This is a genomic window from Archangium sp. (genome assembly GCF_036389735.1).
GTDB lineage: Bacteria > Myxococcota > Myxococcia > Myxococcales > Myxococcaceae > Archangium.
In genome coordinates this window covers 1-19,223 of record NZ_DASVWK010000966.1, presented here as the reverse complement: position 1 = coordinate 19,223, position 19,223 = coordinate 1, and the positions used below count along the sequence as shown (strand labels likewise).

General features: G+C 69.7%; 17 protein-coding genes and 1 pseudogene. 8 read left to right on the top strand and 10 right to left on the bottom strand.

All coding sequences use genetic code 11. From position 1 onward, the window contains the following. Positions 1-155: 155 nt before the first annotated feature. From VF794_RS34470 to VF794_RS34455, 4 genes are all read left to right on the top strand, one after another. Positions 156-437, top strand: coding sequence for a hypothetical protein (locus VF794_RS34470; protein WP_331117369.1), 282 nt, complete (start codon positions 156-158; stop codon positions 435-437). A 44-nt stretch (positions 438-481) separates the two neighbouring features. Beyond that, positions 482-1,693, top strand: a complete 1,212-nt coding sequence (locus VF794_RS34465; protein WP_331117368.1) for a deoxyhypusine synthase family protein — start codon at positions 482-484, stop codon at positions 1,691-1,693. Between the two features lie 18 nt (positions 1,694-1,711). Next, positions 1,712-2,152, top strand: coding sequence for an OsmC family protein (locus VF794_RS34460; RefSeq protein WP_331117367.1), 441 nt, complete (start codon positions 1,712-1,714; stop codon positions 2,150-2,152). A gap of 108 nt (positions 2,153-2,260) precedes the next feature. Further along, on the top strand, positions 2,261-2,800 hold the full coding sequence (locus VF794_RS34455; RefSeq protein ID WP_331117366.1) for a hypothetical protein: 540 nt from the start codon (positions 2,261-2,263) through the stop codon (positions 2,798-2,800). Between the two features lie 153 nt (positions 2,801-2,953). Here VF794_RS34455 and VF794_RS34450 read toward each other — a convergent pair whose 3' ends face one another. Genes VF794_RS34450 through VF794_RS34440 form a run of 3 tightly spaced genes read right to left on the bottom strand, consistent with a single transcriptional unit; the run spans position 2,954 to position 5,301 of the window. Beyond that, entirely contained in the window at positions 2,954-4,237 is a 1,284-nt protein-coding gene (locus tag VF794_RS34450) for an HTTM domain-containing protein (RefSeq protein ID WP_331117365.1), read from the bottom strand. A gap of 6 nt (positions 4,238-4,243) precedes the next feature. Next, entirely contained in the window at positions 4,244-5,065 is an 822-nt protein-coding gene (locus VF794_RS34445) for a ferritin-like domain-containing protein (RefSeq protein WP_331117364.1), read from the bottom strand. After that, positions 5,062-5,301 carry a hypothetical protein gene (locus VF794_RS34440; RefSeq protein WP_331117363.1) on the bottom strand — a complete coding sequence of 80 codons (240 nt, stop codon included), beginning with the start codon at positions 5,299-5,301 and terminating at the stop codon, positions 5,062-5,064. The genes VF794_RS34445 and VF794_RS34440 overlap by 4 nt, the downstream gene beginning before the upstream one ends. A gap of 108 nt (positions 5,302-5,409) precedes the next feature. Between VF794_RS34440 and VF794_RS34435 the strand changes: the two genes are divergently transcribed. Continuing rightward, the gene (locus VF794_RS34435) at positions 5,410-7,740 is read left to right on the top strand and encodes a hypothetical protein (RefSeq protein WP_331117362.1); all 2,331 of its coding nucleotides are present in this window, start codon (positions 5,410-5,412) and stop codon (positions 7,738-7,740) included. A 74-nt stretch (positions 7,741-7,814) separates the two neighbouring features. Here VF794_RS34435 and speA read toward each other — a convergent pair whose 3' ends face one another. Further along, positions 7,815-9,845 carry a biosynthetic arginine decarboxylase gene (speA, locus tag VF794_RS34430; RefSeq protein ID WP_331117361.1) on the bottom strand — a complete coding sequence of 677 codons (2,031 nt, stop codon included), beginning with the start codon at positions 9,843-9,845 and terminating at the stop codon, positions 7,815-7,817. 229 nt (positions 9,846-10,074) lie between these two features. Here speA and clpX point away from each other — a divergent pair, with 229 nt between their 5' ends. Beyond that, positions 10,075-11,151, top strand: a complete 1,077-nt coding sequence (gene clpX, locus VF794_RS34425; protein ID WP_331117360.1) for an ATP-dependent Clp protease ATP-binding subunit ClpX — start codon at positions 10,075-10,077, stop codon at positions 11,149-11,151. Positions 11,152-11,160: 9 nt separating this feature from the next. Here clpX and VF794_RS34420 read toward each other — a convergent pair whose 3' ends face one another. The 3 genes from VF794_RS34420 to dnaK are packed head-to-tail and all read right to left on the bottom strand — an operon-like array spanning position 11,161 to position 14,771. Beyond that, on the bottom strand, positions 11,161-11,919 hold the full coding sequence (locus VF794_RS34420) for a CvpA family protein (RefSeq protein ID WP_331117359.1): 759 nt from the start codon (positions 11,917-11,919) through the stop codon (positions 11,161-11,163). Next, positions 11,916-13,145: a J domain-containing protein gene (locus tag VF794_RS34415; protein ID WP_331117358.1), complete on the bottom strand. Its 1,230-nt coding sequence runs from the start codon at positions 13,143-13,145 to the stop codon at positions 11,916-11,918. The genes VF794_RS34420 and VF794_RS34415 overlap by 4 nt, the downstream gene beginning before the upstream one ends. 9 nt (positions 13,146-13,154) lie before the next feature. Continuing rightward, positions 13,155-14,771: a molecular chaperone DnaK gene (dnaK, locus tag VF794_RS34410; protein ID WP_331117357.1), complete on the bottom strand. Its 1,617-nt coding sequence runs from the start codon at positions 14,769-14,771 to the stop codon at positions 13,155-13,157. Between the two features lie 225 nt (positions 14,772-14,996). Between dnaK and VF794_RS34405 the strand changes: the two genes are divergently transcribed. Further along, positions 14,997-15,827, top strand: coding sequence for a class II glutamine amidotransferase (locus VF794_RS34405; protein WP_331117356.1), 831 nt, complete (start codon positions 14,997-14,999; stop codon positions 15,825-15,827). A 4-nt stretch (positions 15,828-15,831) separates the two neighbouring features. Here VF794_RS34405 and mrtX read toward each other — a convergent pair whose 3' ends face one another. The 3 genes from mrtX to polX are packed head-to-tail and all read right to left on the bottom strand — an operon-like array spanning position 15,832 to position 18,933. Further along, positions 15,832-16,554 carry a myxosortase MrtX gene (gene mrtX / locus VF794_RS34400; protein WP_331117355.1) on the bottom strand — a complete coding sequence of 241 codons (723 nt, stop codon included), beginning with the start codon at positions 16,552-16,554 and terminating at the stop codon, positions 15,832-15,834. After that, on the bottom strand, positions 16,551-17,159 hold the full coding sequence (locus tag VF794_RS34395; protein ID WP_331117354.1) for a serine protease: 609 nt from the start codon (positions 17,157-17,159) through the stop codon (positions 16,551-16,553). The genes mrtX and VF794_RS34395 overlap by 4 nt, the downstream gene beginning before the upstream one ends. A gap of 34 nt (positions 17,160-17,193) precedes the next feature. Further along, on the bottom strand, positions 17,194-18,933 hold the full coding sequence (gene polX, locus VF794_RS34390) for a DNA polymerase/3'-5' exonuclease PolX (RefSeq protein ID WP_331117370.1): 1,740 nt from the start codon (positions 18,931-18,933) through the stop codon (positions 17,194-17,196). A gap of 148 nt (positions 18,934-19,081) precedes the next feature. Between polX and VF794_RS34385 the strand changes: the two are divergent. Beyond that, positions 19,082-19,223, top strand: a pseudogene (locus tag VF794_RS34385) (Rieske (2Fe-2S) protein); the annotation flags it as partial.

Here is a 19,223-nt window from a genome sequence, read left to right as displayed (position 1 = left end):
ACGGGGTGTGGAAGCTCGGCCAGCAGCGGATGCTCGAGGTCTACCGGCACGCCACCCTGGACCGGCTGGCGATGAGCGATCTTCGCGTGCCCGAGCCGGTGGCCCCGGCCGCGGCGCGTCCCGTCGTCGAACCGCGGTAAGGGGAGGGCAGTGCCATGGCCAAGGACGACACCATCGAGAACCGGGTGTACCTCTTCGAGTCGCTGGCGAGCAGCTACATCTCCGCCGCCTCGGAGCTGCTGTCCTCCGAGGACGAGGCCGTGCGCGCCCGGGCGATGAGGGCGCTGGCGGACCTCGCCTACCTCTCGTGCGTCGTCTCGGACACCGGGCACCTGTCGCCCGAGCAGGTGCGTCAGCGCGCGCTCGGGGCCCCCGAGTCCACCCCCACCGAGGGTGATGAGGACGACAAGGGCCGCAAGGGCAAGAAGCACAAGTAAACCCGGGCTCCCCTCCGAGGGCGCGCGGTGGTAGATCGCGCGCCATGGCAAAGACCTCCTCCAACTCCAAGAAGAACCTGCGTGCCCACTACTCGGGCGCTCGCAAGGCGGATCCGCGTCCCATCACCGGCAAGGAGAGCCCCACCGAGCTGCTCGCGCACGCCTTCTCGGCCTACGTGGGGCGTCAGGAGCGCACCGCGTTCGAGCTGATGCGCCGCTCCATGGAGGTGGATGCCTCCATCTTCCTCACGCTCTCGGGCGCGATGACCCCGGCGGGTCTGCACCAGAGCTGCGTCATCCCGCTCATCGAGAAGGGCATCATCTCGGCGCTCACCACCACCGGCGCCAACCTCTACCACGATGCCCACCGCATCATCGGCCACGCCATCCGCGAGGTGAACCCCAACGCGGGCGACCTCCAGTACCGACTGGCCCGCATCATCCGCATCTACGACCTGGGCTTCTGGGAGGAGGCCCTGCTCGACACCGACCGGCTCTTCTCCGCCATCCTCCGCGGCCCCGAGTTCCAGCGGAAGATGACCACCCCCGAGTTCCACTACCTGCTCGGCAAGTCCATCCACGCCATCGAGAAGAAGCTCGGGGTGAAGCAGCCCTCGCTGCTGTCCACCTGCTACAAGCACGGCGTGCCCATCTTCGTGGGCGCCGTGCAGGACGGCTCCATCTTCCTCAACGCCGTCAAGCTCAAGCGGCTGCTGGGGGCCGAGTTCAAGTTCGAGATCGACATCAACGACGACGTCTACTGGATGTCGGCGATCCAGCACTACTGCCGCCACCACTACTCGAACAAGCTGGCCATCTGGATCCTCGGCGGCGGCGTGCCCAAGAACTACACGCTCCAGGGCGAGCCGCTGCTGGATCAGATTCTCGGCGTGCCCACGGACGGCTTCGACATCGACGTGCAGTTCTGCGTGGACCCGGTGGACAACGGGGCGCTCTCGAGCTGCCCGGCCGGTGAGGGCCACACCTGGGGCAAGGTCTCCATCGAGGCCGTGGAGGCGGGCTCCATGTACGTCCACACCGACGTCACCGCCGTCTTCCCGTGGCTCACCCACGCACTGCTCAGCGACGCGAAGATGAAGCGCAAGCCGCGCCGGCTCATGGACGTCATGCAGGAGGCCGTGGCCTTCCTCGACAAGGACGTGAAGAAGCGCCACAAGTCGCTGCTCAAGACGATCGACTGGAGCCCCGACGAGCCCAAGCCGGATCCGGAAGAGCACACCGCCTACGTCCGCTAGCGTCTCGGAGACACGACCATGAGCCAACCCACTCCCGCCACGGGCGTCGTGATGAACGTCCAGAGCGCGCCGGGCTTCCACTGCCGGCTCGAGCACGGCCCGTCCGGCACGAAGATCACCACCGAGGCCCCCAAGGACAACGGGGGCACGGGCATGTCCTTCTCGCCCACGGACCTCGTGGGCGCGGCGTTCGCCTCGTGCATGCTGACCACCATGGCCCTGGCGGCCTCGCGCGAGGGGATTCCCTTCGGCGACGCCCAGGCCCGGGTGGAGAAGCGGATGACGCCTCCACCGCGCCGCATCGGCGAGCTGGTGGTGGAGATCGACATGCCCGCGGGCCTGTCGGCCGCCCACCGCACCCGTCTGGAGGAGGTGGCCCATGGCTGCCCCGTCACGCGCAGCCTGCACCCGGACGTGAAGCTGCCCGTCAGCTTCCGCTACCCGGACGAGCCCCGGTAGGGCTCGCCTCGTCGCCTGCTCCTCGAACACCCGGGCGCGACGCCATGCGTCGCGACTCGGGAATGCCGACTCTTCCCGAGAGACGGGACGAGCCCCGAGGAGGTCACGGTGAACGTAGAACTCTTGAGGATCTACCTGAACGACCATCTGGCGGGCTCGGTCATCGGCCTGGAGCTGGCGCGCAGGGCCAAGGCGGAGAACGAGGGCAACTCCGTGGGCGAGTTCCTGGCCGTGTTCATCCCCGAGCTTCAGGAGGATCGCGCGACGCTCCAGGGCGTGTTGCTGGCGCTGGGGCTGAAGCAGGATCGGGTGAAACAGGGCGTGGCCTGGGTGGGCGAGCGGCTGGGGCGCCTGAAGCTCAACGGGCGGCTCGTGAGCTACTCGCCGCTGAGCCGGTTCGTGGAGATGGAAGCCCTGTCCCTGGGCACCGAGGGGCGGCTGTCCCTGTGGCGGACGCTGCGGCGGTTGGCGCGCAAGGACGCGCGCCTGGGCCGCTTCGACTTCGCGATGCTCATCACCCGCGCGGAGCACCACCGCCGCATGCTGGAGCGGCTGCGGCAGCAGGCCGGGGACGAGGCCTTCCTGGAGCCGGGAGAGGGCTCCGTGGTGCGCTTCACGCCCTCTCACGCCGGCAGGGGGCCGGAGTAGCTCCGGCTGTTCCGCCACGGGCCGACACATACAGGCGCGTGGCCACCGGGTTGTTGCCCTGCTGCCATAGCGGCTCCAGCACCCCCGCGGCCTTGCATCACCACCAGGGGCGTGTCGCTCGGAGTTGGGAAGAGGAGGGCATCTCGGCGAGGTTCATTGCGCCCAGAGCAGCTCTCGACGGAGGACCTCGGAGGATGCACGGGGATCCGCCGCGCGCCAGGTGCGGAACACGCGGACGTGCTCGGCCGAGGTGAGCTCCGGATGACGGGTGCGGAGGACCTCCGTCCACCGGGCTATCCGAGACGGCTCCGGGCGGAGCGCCAGGTACCACAGGGTGCCCCACTCGCGTTGCGAGGCTCCTGAGGCGAGGTCCCATCGGACGAGGCGGCCGTCGACGTGCGCTTCGAGCTCCAGCGCGGGAATCTCCGCCGGGACCCTCGTGTGGAAGGTGGGGTAGCACGCGAAGGGGAAGCCGTACTGAATGCCCGCCGCCCCCAAGACGGAGGCGCCGAGCACGAGCGTCCCGCCGACGACCGTGGCCGGCAGCCAGCGGCGCACGTGCCCGGTGGGGTTCTCTCCAGCGGTGGTTCCGAGCAGCCCGGCACGTGCGAGCACACGGCTCCACGGAATGAAGACGGTGTAGCAGGCCCACAGCGAGGAGAAGTGGATCCGGAACACGAGGGCCGTCGCCGCGTGGAAGAGGAGCGCCGCGCCAACGGTCCAGGGGCGCAGTCGTGGCACGAGGACGCCGAGCAGCACGAGCGGCTCGAACAGCATCACGGCGACGCCACCGGCCTCCAGCAGGCCCGGCCACTCGTCGACGCGGAGCCTGGGACGCCAGCCGCCGTACTCCGCCCACTTCCAATAGAGCTGGTCGCGCAGCGTCCCGCCCAGCGCCCAGTCGAGCCCCACCCGCCACTTCCACAGCCCCGGGAAGAGGAAGATGAGCCCGACGAGCACCCAGGCGACGCGGACCGGCAGCCCGTACGCCACGGCCTCACCCGGAGCGGCCCGAGGGCCGTGCCTCGCGCGCAGCCACGTGTCCACCGAGAGCGCATCCCCGCAGGGACTCGCCGCGAGCAACACGGCGAACCACACGAGGTGGTGCGTGTGGATGACGGTCCCGGAGAACTGTGGAACCGCGAGCACGTAGCTCAACGAGGCCGCCGCGAGCACCGTCGCCCACCGCGTGAAGAGTCCCAGGACCGAGAGGAGCGCCGAGGGCACGAGGACCGCGAGCGCGGCCCACGTCCAGGCGGGCGACAGCGGAAGGCAGGGGGCGAGCCACCCGAGGCCGAAGGGCGCGGCCCTCACCGCGTCGGCTGTCGCCGCCCAGGTGGGGGCCTCGTACACGTCGCGGGAGAGCAGCACGACGACGAAGACGGTGATGCGGAACACCGCCAGGTCGACCGGGCTGCCCTGAAGGTACCCGCGCATGCCGTGTCAGCGAGGCTCCAGCCCACGCGCACGCAGCGGGGCGAGCACCTCGGTCTCCATCGACCCGCGCGCCAGCTCCAGGTACTCCCGCGACCGCATCCACCCGAGCGCGTGGATGGCACTGGCCTCTTCCTCGGCCCGGCTGGCGATGCGGGACCAGTTCTCCCGGATGGCGGCGATCGTCTGTCCCGCTACTTCCCGGAGCACCTCCTGCTCGTCCGCCTTCAGCGAGGGCAACGCCCAGTCCAGGAACATCCACCCGAACTGCCCGTGCGCGGCCTCGTCCTTCACGATCCGCCCCAGCACCGCCTTCACCAGCGGGTGCGTCGCGGCGCGCCAGGTGCCTCGGAGCAGGGGAATGGAGATCGCCTCGCCCACGCAGAAGTTGCGGACGACGAGCTCCGCCGCCTGCGCGAGCGCGCGGGCCGGTCGGGGTGGGGGGAACATCCCGAGCGGATCATGCAGCAGGGGGATGCCACCGCCGAGCTCGGTCGCGAGCCGCGCGCACAGCTCGACGTGGACCATCTCGTCGAGCGGGAAGCGGCACGCCATGCCGATGAGATCCAACGGGGCCCGCGCGGCGATGAGCGCCTGGAGCGTCGCGGTGCAGGCGGCGGCGGTGCGGTGCTCCTGGAAGGCGGCCTCGGTCCAGGCCCTGCGCGCGGCGAGGACGAGGTGCTCGGGGAACTCCTCGGGGCGGAGCGTCCCCCACGGGAGGGCCTCCACCTCGGGTCGCAGCTTGCGGTAGCGCCGCTCGACATTGCCCCCGAGCATCCCCAGCTCGAACAGTTCCTCGCCGGGGACGTGGGGCAGGACGGGCGCGCTCATCGACCGCCGTCCGACGTACCACCGTCCCCCGTACCGCCATCCACGCCCGCGTCACGGCCCTGGTTCACGCAGTAGGGCTCGTTCTGGTTGTTCTCGTCGCACGGCGGCGGGGCGATGAGGTTGCCGGAGGTGACGTTTCCACAGGCGATCTTCACGAGCGCGACGCCCGCACTGGCGAGCAAGAGGGGGCGGCTGGTGCGAGGGGTGGGCCCGCGGCCCCGCGGAAGGTCTGCCATGTCGCGCTCCTGGTGGGTTCTGGGTGACGGCCGGCATCATACGCCAGTCCCCGTCTTCCTTCTGTCCAGCGGGATTCTCGCGCGGGTTGCGCCTATAAGGTGCGCCCCATGGATGCGAAGCTGCGACAAGTGGTGGAGTTGCTGGTGGGCGAGGGGCAGGTGACGTGGAGTTCCACGAAGCCCCATCCGGGGGACGAGCCCGGAGCGCGTGAGCTGTTCATCAGCACGGGCTCGCGGCCCGAGGCCCTCCCGCCCCACCCGCGCATGCTGGCGTGGAAGCTGCCCCAGTGGACGCGGCGCTCGGTGCGCTCCACCACCAACGTCGTCCTCCTCTCCGCCGCCGAGCTCGACGCCCTCTCCCAGGAGCTGCGGCAGGGGCAGCCCGAGGGCTCGCTCGGGCCCCTCTCCCTGCGCGTCCACGAGCCGACCCTCGACGTCGTCTGCGCCACCCTGCTGGCCGTGTACCGACTCCTGCACGGTGCCTGGCCCGAGGGCGCCGATGCGCTCGCCGACTACGTGGGCGAGTGGGAGCAGGGCCACACCGAGACGGCGGGCGACTACGAGCGCGCCCTGGGCACGGTGTTCTACGCGGCCCTGTACCTCTGGCCCTCCTCGGACGAGGGGCGCCCCGCCCGCGAGCTGGTGGAGCTGATGGCCACCGTGGTGGATCGGGTCCGCCTCCCGGCGGAGCTGGCGAAGCTGCCCGAGGTGCTCGTCCCCCCCACCATCTCCCGGCGCCTCAAGGCGGATGAGCTGTTGTACCGAGCCGAACTCTCGCGCGCCCAGCGCGTGCAGCTCGACATTCCCCTGGGTGAGCAGGAGGGCGCGGCCGTGCGGCGCGTGGACGCGCTCTTCCTGTCCTCCTTCCAGGACGTCACCGTGCTCCGGCTCCTCGCGCGCAGCGACACGGTGAACACCCACTACGGCCAGGGCTTCGACTTCATGGCCATCCACATCGCGCGGACGGGGCAGAGCAAACCCTGGCATGCCTTCTCGCTCACCCCCGAGCGCGCGGGCTCGCTGGCGAACCTCGCGGGTTGGTTGGACGAGCTCGAGGGGGACCGGCTGCCGGATGGGACGCCACGGGCCCAGGGGAAGCGACGCTTCGAGCGCCAGCCCAACGACTACTCGGACCCGTGGTACTCGGATGGCTACGCCAACCCAGTGGGCCGCTCGACGATGGTGGCGGCGCCGTACTCGGGCACCCGCCTGTCCCGCCGCGAGCTGTGGGAGGCGCTCTGGAATCGCTTCAACGTCGGCCGCAACGTGCGCGTCCTCCGCGCCCACACGGTGTTCGCCCGGCCCTTCCTGTGGCGGGGGCCGGCGCCGGACGTGGAGCTGGTGTCCCGGGGCTTCCGTCGCTGCGATCTCTCCTCCCAGGGCGTGGCCTTCCACCCCGCCGTGGTCAGCTCCTTCCTGGGGGCCACGGCCGAGGCGGACGTGCTGCACTACGAGAAGCCCGCCGAGGGCCACACCGCCCGCGTCTCCGTCTACCCGAACCGGCTCGTCGTCGTCTGGGTCGAGCGGCCCCGGAACGAGGAGACCTCCCTGTATGAGCTCGCCCAGGAGCAGGCGGTGCTCGTGGAGGGCAAGGCGTTGTGGGAGCTCGAGGCCCTGCGCGGACTGCCCTCCTGGCTCGCCCCGCTGGGCCCGGAGCGGTGGCTCGTCTACGGCGCCTACCGCATCTCGCGGGGCCGCTCGTCGATGCTCGATGACTCGCGCTCCATGCAGGGGCTCTTCCACGCGCTCGCCTCGGGGACGGAGCCCTCGTTGGAGAAGCTGCCCTCGGAGGCCGCGGCGGAGAGCCGGCGGGTGCTCCGGGACGCCGCCGGGGAGACGGAGCACTGGCTCACCTCCACGGGCGGCGCGCGGGTGGAGATCCTCATCGAGGAGGAGGGGAGGGGGCCGCTGGCGAGCGACCGGGACTTCCTCCTCTTCCTGCTCACCATTGGCCAGCGGTACTCGGCCTTCGAGACGAGCCGGAGGATGGCCGAGGTGGAGCAGCGCTACCGCACCTCGCGCTGGCAGAGCCTGCGGCCCGCGCGCAGCGTCCGCTCCGACGTCATGCTCTTCACCAACTCGCTGTGGCACACGCGGGTGAGCGAGGACCCGGACGTCAACGCGCGCTACCTCGCCTGGCACTCGCTCCACGGGCTCCAGGAGACGGTGGAGTCCATGAAGGACCAGGCCGCGGAGCTGGACCAGTACAAGAGGGATCAGTTCGACCGGATGGTGGGCATCCTGGTGTTCGTCTTCCTGCCGGTGAGCCTCGCGTGTGGATTCTTCTCCGGCGCGCAGTTCCAGGACATGAGCCCTGGCGTGGGCATCCCGGGCGCCACCACCGGTTGGCTCGTCTTCCTTGGCTACACCGCGGCCTTCACGGTGCTCGTCTTCGGCACCGTGTTCCTCGCCCGGGTGATGAACTGGCGCCGACGCTGAAGCGCCAAAGAGAAAGCCCCGGGTACCTGAGGGCACCCGGGGCTTCTTCTACATCCATGGTTCTACCGTGAGGTTCAGGCGCCCGTGCCGGTGGGCGGGATGGGGGCCTTGCCGCCGTTGGCCGCCGCTCCCGTCTCCGGCGCCACCAGGCGCAGCTGCTGCCCGTGGCCGGCCACGAAGGACGCGTCCACCTCGCGCTCCAGGTACGTGTAGCCGGACAGGCCCTCCTCGTACATGCGCAGCAGCTGGCGCGACTCGTCCAGCGACAGCCGTCCGTTGCGCAGCGCCACCTCGGTCGACTTGCGCAGCTTCGCCACGAGGTCGTCCTTGTTGTAGCTCACGTAGTTGAGCACCTCGGTCACCGTGTCGCCCTCCACCACGTGGTCGATCAGGTAGCCGCCGTTGGGCCCCAGCGACACCTGCACCGCGTGCGTGTCACCGAAGAGGTTGTGCAGGTCGCCGAGGATCTCCTGGTAGGCCCCCACCAGGAAGATGCCCAGGTAGTAGTCGTCATTGTTGAGCGGGTGCAGCTCGAGCGCGTCCTTCACCTCGCGCTTGTCGATGAAGTGGTCGATCTTCCCGTCCGAGTCGCACGTGATGTCCGCCAGCACCGCCCGGCGCGAGGGCCGCTCGCTCAACCGGTGGATGGGCATGATGGGGAAGAGCTGATCAATCGCCCACGAGTCCGGCAGCGACTGGAACACCGAGAAGTTGCAGAAGTAGGTGTCCGACAGCTGCTTCTCCAGGGCCTCCAGCTCCTCGGGGATTTCCCCCGCCTCGCGGGCGATGCGCATGATCTTCTGGCAGAGCGCCCAGAAGATGTTCTCGGCCGCCACCCGCTGCTCCAGCGACAGGTGTCCCAGCGAGAAGAGCGTCAGCGTCTCCTCCTTGTAGTCCTGGGCGTCGTGGTAGGCCTCGAGCAGGTTCTTGTTCGTCACCTCGCGGAAGGTGGACAGCAGGTTGCGCACCACCGAGGGCGCCTTCTCGTCCACCTTCTCCGGCACGTTGGCCGGATCGAACTCGCTGGTGCCCAGCACGTCCACCACCAGTACCGCGTGGTGCGCCACCACGGCGCGGCCCGACTCGGACACCAGGTTGGGGTGCGGCACCTGCGCGGCGTCACACGCCTCCATCACCGAGAACACCACGTCGTTGGCGTACTCCTCGGTGGTGTAGTTCATGGACGAGGTGAAGTTCGTCTGCGAGCCGTCGTAGTCCACGCCCAGGCCGCCGCCCACGTCCAGGTACTTCAGCGGCGCCCCCTGGCGCACCACCTCCACGTAGAAGCGGCCCACCTCGCGCAGCGCGTTCTTCACGTTGCGGATGTTGGAGATCTGGCTGCCCAGGTGGAAGTGCAGCAGCTCGAAGGAGGACAACAGGCCCGTCTCCTTCATGAAGCCGATGGCGCTCATCAGCTCCGAGGAGGACAGGCCGAACTTGGAGCGGTCTCCGCCCGAGGCCTCCCACTTGCCGGCCCCGCGCGTGGACAGCTTCACCCGCACGCCGATGCGCGGAGCGATGCCCGTCTTGCGCGCCACCTCGGCGATGAGGGGCAGCTCCGAGGGCTTCTCCACCACGAGGATGACCTTGCGGCCCAGGCGCGAGAAGCGCAGCGCCGTCTCGACGTACTCCTCGTCCTTGTAGCCGTTGCAGATGACGAGCGCTTCCTCCTGATCCAGCAGCGCCATCACCGCGAGCAGCTCCGGCTTGCTGCCGGCCTCCAGGCCGTAGTTGAACTGCTTGCCGGTCTCGACGATGGTCTCCGCCACGTACCGGTGCTGGTTCACCTTGATGGGGTAGACCCCCTGGTACGCACCCTTGTAGTTGTGGTCCGCGATGGCCTTGCGGAACGCCTGGTTCAGGTGGACCACCCGGTGACGCAGCACGTCCGTGAAGCGCAGGAGCAGGGGCAGGCCGATGCCGCGCCGCCGCACCTCGTCCACCAGCTCCTTCAGGTCCATGTTCGGTGCCGTGGGACCGTCCGGGTGGACGCACACGTGGCCCTTTTCATTGACGCCGAAGTAGGGGGAGCCCCAGTTGCGGATTCCGTAGGTGTCCTGGGCGTCGGCGATGGTCCAGCGGTGCGGAGGAGTGATGGGCGGCATCGGCGTTTCTGTGCTCCCGGGCTAGAGGTGCTGAAGTCGTTCAACAATGAACGCTCGCGGGAAGTACCGGGAAACCCCTCGCGGTTCAACCCCCCGGTTGAAGAGCGGCCGAACGAGCGTTCCCCAGTGTTCGCCCCTTCCCCTCGAAGCGGGTGGGCTGTCCTCCAGCGGATTCCTACTCTTGTTCCTCAGTAGGCCCGGAGGCTGCATGGAACGAAGGGGAGGGTACATGGAGTCGTCCGCACGCAGGGATTCACCGCTGCTGACGCCGAGGGAAATCTACGAGCGGCTGGACAAGTACGTCATCGGCCAGGAGGCGGCCAAGCGGGCCGTGGCCATCGCCGCTCACAACCACTTGAAGCGAGTCCAGGCGCGCCGGCTGCGCCGCACCTCGCTGCTGAAGAAGTCCAATATCCTGCTCATCGGACCCACCGGGAGCGGGAAGACGCACATCGCCCGCAACCTGGCGGAAATCCTCTCCGTCCCGTTCACCACCGTGGACGCCACCGAGTACACGGAGGCCGGCTACTACGGCAAGGACGTGGAGGTGATGGTGGCCGATCTGCTCTTCAAGGCCAACCACTCCGTCGAGGACACCCAGCGGGGCATCATCTTCATCGACGAGGTGGACAAGATCGCCCGGCGCTCGCAGGGAGCGCGCAACGGGGCGGGGAGCCGGGACATCGGCGGTGAGGGCGTGCAGCAGGCACTGCTCAAGCTGCTGGAGGGCCGCGAGGTCTTCGTCCCCATGAACGTCACCCAGGCGTGGAACCGGGGGGACTTCGTGCCCATCGACACCCGGGACATCCTGTTCATCTGCGCGGGCACCTTCTCGGACCTGCACGACTACGGGGGCACGGCGGACTCCCGGCCCATGGGCTTCGGCTCGCTGGAGCCCCAGAAGGTGAACCGGCGCATCACCACCAAGCAGCTCGTGGACTACGGGATTCTCGCCGAGTTCCTCGGACGCCTGCCGGTGGTGGTGCAGTTGGATCTGCTCGGGGAGAAGGAGCTGCTGCGCGTGCTGACCGAGCCTCCGGATTCCATCGTCCGGGAGTTCCGGGAGCTGCTGCAGCTCGACGGGATCGAGCTGGAGTTCGCCGAGGGGGCCCTGCGCGAGGTGGTGCGCTTCTCCGTGGAGAAGGGCCTGGGGGCACGCGGCCTGCGCTCCATCCTGGAGCACGTGATGGCGGACGTCATGTTCGAGGCGCCGGAGCACCGTCGCCAGCACGTCACCGTGGACGAGGGCTTCGTCCGGGCTCGCCTGTTCGGCATGGAGGCGGGCGGCGCCCAGCTCGGGCTCTGAGCCCGGGGCTCACTCGCGCTGGGAGGCCCGTGCCGCGGCTCCCAGCCGGGACACGAAGTCCGGATCCTGCAGGAGCTGGAGGACGAGGTTGCTGCGCAGCACCGCCTGCGTATCACCTCGCTCCAGCGCCTCGCGGAGCTTCTTGTCCGACAGCGCCCGCTGGAAGCGCGGATCCTTCTTCAGCGACTTGAAGGCGGGGTTGTCCGCCATGCGCTGGGCCTGCTCCGGGTTGGTCGTCACCTGGGTCACCGCGACCAGGTCCTTCACCGAGGCGAACTGCGTCATCTCGAAGAGGTTGAAGCGCCGGGCGAGCCCGAAGGACACCGAGTCCTTGGGGGACAGGCCGAGGCGCTTGCCCGCCACGACGATGTGCTGCTCGGCGAAGACGAGCGCGCTGAGCACGACGTAGGAGATGGCCATCACCTTGGCGCCCCCGAGCACGAAGCCCAGGCCGCCGTCGATGCCCCGGTTGTCCGGATCCTTGCCGCCGCCCCGGAAGAGCCGCTGGAGCAGGGTGGTGAGGGCGTAGCGCACCGCCACCAGCACGCCGATGAACACCAGCATCGAGCCGGCGACCACTCCCACCAGCAGCGGCACGCCCCCGAGCGCCTCCGCCATCCTCGGCCCCACGATGGGGCCCAGCTGGCGCGCGGCGAACCAGGCCACCGCCATCGCCACCAGATTGGCGATCTGCTTCGCCCCTCCGGTGAGGGCGCCCACCACGGCGAAGAGGAGCACCAGCCCCAGGAGGATCAGATCAATGGTCATCGGATCTTGAACGCGTCGCCCTGCTTGCGCGCCTCTTCCAGGAGCACCTTCTGGACCTCGGCGAGCTTCTCCTTGTAGCGGGCGTTGGCCGGCTCATAGGTGAGCGCCATCTTCAGGTTGCGCTCGGCCGAGGCCCAGCGGCCCGCGTCGGCGTCCGCCGCGCCCGTCTGATAGAACTGGCGCCCCTTGGGGTGGACGCCGATCTGCTCGTCCACCTGACGCTTGGAGGCCGCTCGCGTCTCGGCCTCGGAGGACTCGGTGAAGCGCAGCTTCTGGGCGCGCTCCGGGCCGGTGATGTCCGCCAGGTACAGCCGGCGCTTCGCGTCGTCCCGAAGCACGTAGTAGGCCTCGGTGACACGCTTGTAGAGATCGTTGACCCGGTCCTTGAGCTCCTTGTTGTCCAGGTGGAAGAAGCGGTCCGGGTGGTAGGCGCGGCTCTCCCGATAGAAGGCCCGCTTGATGTCCGCCGGGGCGCTCGTCTTCTCCACCATGAGGACCTCGAAGTAGTCCATCTGGTCGAGCCGGGAGCAGCGGTCCCACAGCTCACCCATCTGGGCGGGGTCGAGCTCCAGGGTCTTCCCGGCCGCGCTCGGAGGAGGCGGAGGGGGCTGAACGGCGGGGGGCGGGCGCACCGGCGCCACCGCGGGCGCGATGGCGGGCACCAGGGGCGCGATCCCCGGCGCCACGGGGGCGACGGAGGGCATTCCCGGCGGGCGGGGCACCCCAGGCGGGGGCGGGGGCTGGACGGCGGCGGGAGGCGGAGGCGGACGCGCCGGCGTCATTCCGGAGGGAGGACGCGGAGGCGCGGAGCCCGTGGGCGCCATGGCCGCGACCGGCGGAGGCGGGGGCGGCACGGAGGCGGTGGGGCGCGTCGCGGGCGGCGTCCCCGGCGGACGTGCGGGAGCGACGGCGGGCACACCGGGAGCCGAGGGAGGCGTGGCCGGGCGGACTCCGGAGCCCACGGCCGGCGCCACACCGGGGGGCGGGGGAGGACGGACGGCCGGGGGAGCACCCGGCGGCGGCGGAGGCGCGGCCGGGCGGACTCCGGAGCCCACGGCGGGAATGCTCGGGGCGGTGGGGCGCGCGGGCGGCCGCGGTGCACCGGGGGGCGGTGGAGGTCGCACGGGGGCGATGGCCGGCGCGGTGCCGGAGGCGGGACGGGCCGGCTGGGTGGCCGGTGGAGGGGCCGGGGGTTTGCCGGCGCCGTTGTGGGGAGGCTGGGACATCGTGCTCGGCTACCTCCTGCCAGTGACGACGGTGGGGAGATCGGCCCCGTCGTGCCCCGCGAGATGCACCTGCTTGTTGGCCTCGATGGAGCGTTGGATGTCCGCCTCCGACATGCCCGAGGACATGGTCAGCGTGGTGGAGGTCTTCTGCCCCGTGTCCACGTCCTCGGCCGACACGTTCACCATGCCGTCGGTGTTGATCTCGAACGTCACGTCGATCTTCACCTCGCCCCGGTAGCCGATGCGGAAGCCCGAGAACTCGAACTCGCCGAGCATCTCGCACTCATCGGCCCGGTTGGACTCGCCCTGGTAGACGCGGATCTTCACCTTCTCCTGGCCGTCGCGGCTGGTGGTGAAGGTCTTCGAGCGGTCGATGGGCACGGGGGTGTTCTTGTCGATGATCTTCTCGGTGTAGCCGCCCACCGTGCCGATGCGCAGCGACAGCGGCGTCACGTCCACCAGGAAGGTCTCGGTGGCGGAGTCCAGCAGCGCGTTGGCCTGCAGCGCCGCGCCCATGGCCACCACCTGGTCCGGATTGATGCCCTCCTTGGGCTCCTTCTGGAAGTAGTGGCGCACCGAGTTGCGGATGATGGGCAGGCGCGTGGGGCCACCCACCAGGATGACCGCGTCGATGTCCGCCGCCGTCATGCGCGCGGACTGGAGGGCCTCGTCGCACACCTTGAAGGTGCGCTGCACCAGGTCCATCACCATCCGGTTGAACTGGTCCAGGGTGAGCCGGCCCGTCAGATCCAACACGCTGCCGTTGGCGTCCTGGCAGATGCCCTGGCAGTTGATGTCCGCCGTGCCGTGGGTGCCCACGTCGATCTTCGCCCGCTCGGCCGCGTCCTTGAGCATCTGGAGGCAGAACTTGTTCTGCCGCAGATCCAACCGCGTGCGCTTGAGGAAGTCGTCGGCCAGCCACGTCATGATGCGGTCGTCGAAGTCGTCGCCGCCCAGGTACGTGTCACCGGCGGTGGACAACACCTCGAAGACGTCCTTGCCGATCTCCAGGATGGAGACGTCGAAGGTACCGCCGCCCAGGTCGTACACCACCACACGCTGGCTGACATCCCGGCCGAAGCCGTAGGCGAGCGCCGCCGCGGTGGGCTCGTTGAGGATGCGCAGCACCTCCAGCCCGGCGATGCGGCCCGCGTCCTTGGTGGCCTGGCGCTGGTTGTCGTTGAAGTAGGCGGGGACGGTGATGACGGCCTTGGTCACCGTGCGGCCGAGGTACGTCTCCGCGACGGCCTTCATCTCCTTGAGGACGAGCGCGGAGATCTCCGGCAGCGAGTAGGTGTGCCCGCGCGCGGCGATGCGCACCGAGTTGTTCTCGCCCTCGACGATGCTGTAGGGCATGACGGCCTGGGCCTTCTTCACCTCGTCGGAGAAGAAGTAGCGCCCGATGAGCCGCTTGGCCGAGTACACCGTCGACTCGGCGTTGGTGATGATGTTGCGCTTGGCCGCGTTGCCCACCAGCACCGAGCCGTCCTCGAGGAAGGACACGCACGAGGCGTGGGTCGTCTCGTCCCACTCGTTGGGGATGACGAACGGCTGACCGTCCTGCACCACGGAGACGCACGAGGTGGAGGTACCCAGGTCGATGCCGATCGCGATGTCGTCCGACATTCCGTCTCCGGTGTAGCCAGGGAGGGCCGTGAGAATCCCGTCCCTCTGGAAAGCGCCCGGATGTTAGGCACCTCGTTCCGAGGCTGTCAAACGTTCCGTGTGGGTAAACCCCAGTCCTTTCAAGGGGTTGGGCGGCATACGAGGGGGCACGAAGTTGGCACGAAGCTGGGTTGAGAGAGGCGGGCGGCGTCACTATCTATTGTGACGAACAAGGGGGTTTGCCGCATGTCCGTTGCGTTGGCCGTTCTGACGTCCGATCCGAACCTGGTGCGGTGCGAGCTGCATCGGCTGGAAGGGCAGGTGGCCCTCCAGGAGGAAGGACGGTCCAATGCGGTGGGGATTGGCACCTACTCCCAGGAGGATGTCCTGCTGCGTCGCTTTCCCCGGGACGCGAACCTGACCCTGGAATCGCTTGCTCCGCCGCATGAGACCGAGGCGCTCTTGTTCCACGGCCAACGCCTGCCCGTGGGGCTGTCGCTGGAGGAGAACACGCAGCCGTTCCGCTCGCGGCGCTGGCTCTTCGCCCACCAGGGCACCCTGGAGGGCTTCACCGACATCCGCGCCTCGCTGCTGGCCTCGGTGCCCGACTTCCTCAAGCGGCAGATCCGCGGAGAGACGGCCAGCGAGGTGGCCTTCGCGCACTTCCTCCAGAAGTTGTGGGACACGGGGCACGCGGATGATCCCCGGCTGGAAGCCAAGGTGGCGGGCGGACTGCTGGCGGAGACGGCCCGGGAGCTGTCGAGGGCCTCGGCGCAATCGGGGGCCGCGCGCACCTCCACGGTGAACCTGTTGGCCACCAATGGTTTCATCGTGGTCGCCACGCGTCAGGGAGGTCGGCCGCTGTACTACACGCGCCTGGAGGGGACGGATAGCTGCGAGGTGTGCGGCATCACCCCCACCTCGCTGGATTCGCAGCCGGGCGTGGCGGCACACCGCCGTCGGCGCACGGTGGTGGTGGCCTCGCACGTGAAGCGTCCGGCCGGCTGGGTGGAACTGCCCGAGGGCACCACGCTGACGGTGGAGACGGACCTCCAGATGCGGCACCTGGCGCCGTAGCGCCTCAGACGCCGAAGAAGGACGCCTCGAGGACGCGCACGAAGAGGTTGGCGGCGGCGTGGAAGAGGGCGGCTCCCACCACGCTGCCGGTGCGCTCGCGCATCCAGCCGAAGAGCAGGGCGGGGAAGAAGACGGACAGGCGCCACACCTGGAAGATGGCGAGGTGTCCGAGCGCGAAGAGCACCGCCGTCACCCAGAAGGCGGGCCCCAGCCGGATGCCGAGGACGCGCCGGCCCTGGGGCCACGCGTCGCGCAGGCGTGCCTGCATGTAGCCCCGGTAGAAGAACTCCTCGGGCAGCGCCACCACGAAGAGCTGATCCACCACCCACTCGGCGAACTGGGGCGGCAGCCGGGGGACGAAGTGCGCGGGGCCGCGGAAGGGCGCCAGCAGGCGCGCCAGCTCGGTGGGCAGCAGGGGCAGCACCTGCGTCCACAGGGCGAAGGCGGCGAAGAAGAGGGGGAAGACGACCAGACTCATGCCCAGGAAGAGGCGCACGTCCCGCCGCCAGTAGCGCAGGGTGAGGCCGTAGTCGCGGTAGTCCTCGCCGCGCCAGCGCATGGGGATGAGCGGCAGGTAGAGGAAGCCCACCGTGGCCACCAGCTTGGGGACGCCGGAGCCTCCGAAGAGGAGGAAGGCGAGGATGATGCCCAGGAAGCCCAGCGCCCACAGGCCCACCACCTCCTGCACGGCGGTGGGACGCCAGAGGGTGGCCGCCGAGGCGCTCAAGGGGTGGCCACCCGCTGCGGGGTGGCGGCGAGCTGCCGTTTGACGGCGTCCAGGGGCAGCGCCCGGCAACCCGGACCCCGGCGCTGGACGCACACCGCCACCAGTCGGCCACTCGTGTCGAAGAGGGGACTGCCCGCGGGCAGCATCAGGTCCACGTCGATGAAGGGCTCGGGGGCCTTGCGCGCCCGGGCCGACTCCGGCCTGTCCTTCTGCTTGCCTCGCCCCTGGCGGATGCCGATGAGCCACTGGCCGGCGGGGCTCTCCTCGCTCACCTTGACGGGGGCGGCGGGGTAGGTGCCGGGCGGGGCGGCCACCACGGCCACCTTGAGGTAGGCGTTGGCGAGCACCACCGTGGCCGGCAGCGTCTTGCCGCCGTACTCCACCTGCGCGGCCTCCAGGCTGACGTGGCGCACGGAGGTGAGCACCTGGCCCTCGGCGCCCACGATGATGCCCGGGCCGGCCTCGCGGGAGCCGCGCACCCGCACCCCCGAGCGCTCATACAGGGACAGCGCCTTCTGGAGATCGGCGCGCGAGGGGCGGTCCTCCGCGGCGGAGGCGCTGGTGGCGAGCAGGGCGAGGACGAGGGCGAGCAGGCGGTGCGACACGGCGCCGCGAGCCTAGCACCGGTGACGGCCCGCGTCAGGAAGCACGCCGCGTGCGGAGTGTGTCCACGAAGCCCTGGGCGGGGAGGGTGTTGAGGATGTCGCCCTTGCGCGCCCAGCCCCGGCGCGCGGTGGCCACGGCGAAGGCCAGGTTGCCCAGGTCCGCCACCTTGTGTGCGTCGCAGCTCACCACCAGTTTCACCCCGCGCTGGAGCGCCTGCCGTACGTGCTCCGTCTTGAGATCCAACCGCTCCGGCTTGCCGTTGACCTCCACCACCACGCCGCGCTCGGCCGCCTTGTCGAGCACCGCCTCCATCCGCACCGGGTAGGGCTCGCGGTTCTGGATGAGCCGCCCGGTGGGGTGCCCGAGGATCTGCAGGTGCGGGTTGTCGAAGGCCTGGAGCAGCCGGTGCGTCATCTGCTCCTCGTTCATGCTGTGCCGCACATGGATGGAGCCGATGACCACCTCGAGCCGCTCCAGAACGCCGTCCGAGTAGTCGAGCGCACCGCTCTCCAGGATGTCCACCTCGATGCCCTTGAGGAGGCGCACGCCCTTGACGGTCTCGTTGACGCGGTCGATCTCGTCCCACTGCCGGCGCAGGTCCTCCTCCTTGAGGCCCCCGGCGTAGATGGCCGCCTGGCTGTGCTCGGTGACGGTGAGGTACCGGAGGCCCAGCGCCTGGGCCGCGCGCGCCATCTCCTCCAGCGAGTTCTTCCCATCGGACCACGTGCTGTGGGCATGCACGGCGCCCTGGATGTCCTCCAGGGTGATCAGATCCTCGGGCAGCCGGCCCTGCAGCGCGGCCTCGATCTCCCCGGTGTCCTCGCGCAGCTCGGGCGGGATGTACTGCATGTCGAGCAGCCGGTAGAGCGCGGCCTCGTCGGGGACGCTCAGCTTCTGGCCGTTGGCGTCGTGGACGCCCCACTCGGAGATCTTCAGCCCCCGGTCATGGGCGAGCCCGCGCAGCCGCACGTGGTGCGCCTTGGAGCCGGTGAAGTGGTGCAGGGCGGTGGCGAAGTCCTCGTCCGGGAGGACGCGCAGGTCCACCTGGAGATCCCTCTCGTGCAGCCGCACCGAGCACTTGCTCTCGCCGCGGCCGATGATGTGGGCCACCTCGGGCGCGCGGGAGAAGGCGTCGAATACCGCGTTGGCATCCGGTGCCGAGGCGATGAGGTCCACATCCCCGATGGTCTCGGCGCGCCGACGCACGCTGCCTCCGAGACTCGCGCGGATGACCCCGGGGGCGGCCTTCACGGATTCGAGGATGCGCTCGGCCACGGGCAGTGCCTCACCCAGCAGGCGCCGGGGATTGACGGTGCGCCGGTACAGCGCGAGGCCGTCGAGCAGCTTGGCCTCGCTCTTCTCGCCGAAGCCGGGGAGCTGGCGCACGCGACCCTCGCGGCAGGCCTTCTCCAACGCGTCCACGCCGTCCACCCCGAGCTGTCGGGCGAGGGCCAGGGCCTTCTTCGGGCCGAGGTCGGGCACCCGGACGAGCTCCAGGACTCCCGGGGGGAACTCGGCCTTGAGGGCTTCGAAGTAGGCGAGCTTACCGGTGGTGATCAGCTCGGAGACCTTGTCGGCGATGGCCTGGCCGATCCCCGGGAGCTCCTGCAGGCGACCCTGCTGGACGAGGGCTCCGAGATCCTCGCCGAGGCCGCTGATGCGATCGGCGGCGACGTCGTAGGCGCGGCTGCGGAAGGCGTTCTCGCCCTTCATCTGGAGGAGGAGGGAGATGTCCCGGAGGACCTGGGCCACGGTTGCTTTGTCGGGGGGCATCACGGGGAAAAGGTAATGCCCCCGAAACGGGGGTGCAGGCGAGCGAAAACGCCGGTTTCACACGGGAGCCCTCCCCGGGGGCGGGCGGGTCGGATAGAAGGGCGCACGGTGTTGACTTCAGGGTATTGAGTCCAGAGAGACGGAGTCGATGAAGATCAAGCTCGGACCGGCGGACTTCGCCGAAAAAGAGATGCGGGGCTACGAGGTGGGCAAGGTCAGCCTGTGCGTTGCCAGGATCAACGGGCGCTACAAGGGGCTCGACGACTGGTGCAACCACGCGGGGTGCCTGC